This is a genomic window from Pseudomonas pseudonitroreducens, assembly GCF_021603645.1.
In the GTDB taxonomy this organism is placed as follows: domain Bacteria; phylum Pseudomonadota; class Gammaproteobacteria; order Pseudomonadales; family Pseudomonadaceae; genus Pseudomonas; species Pseudomonas pseudonitroreducens.
On sequence record NZ_BQHJ01000063.1, the window covers coordinates 1 to 350 of the forward strand.

1 rRNA gene is annotated in these 350 nt (G+C 48.6%); it reads right to left on the reverse strand.

Annotated elements, in window-relative coordinates:
- Nucleotides 1-234: 234 nt before the first annotated feature.
- Nucleotides 235-350, reverse strand: a 5S ribosomal RNA gene (gene rrf, locus L6D89_RS32470).

Here is a 350-nt window from a genome sequence, read left to right on the forward strand (position 1 = left end):
ATTGCTTGATTCAACTTGTTAAAGAGCAGTTGGTTAAGGCTTTCGTCTCAACCGAGGCGCGCATTCTACGCTAACCTCATCTTTCGTCAAGCTTTATTTTTCGAAAATTTCTTTTCTACTCAATCGCCTGGCTTCTGAGAGTCTCGACTCTCGTCAGCAGCAAGCACAAATCATGTGCTTACACTAATAGGCAAAGCCCCGGACAGCGAAGCTGACCGGGGCTTTGGGATAGGAGCTTGACGATGACCTACTCTCACATGGAGAAACTCCACACTACCATCGGCGATGCGTCGTTTCACTACTGAGTTCGGGATGGGATCAGGTGGTTCCAACGCTCTATGGTCGTCAAG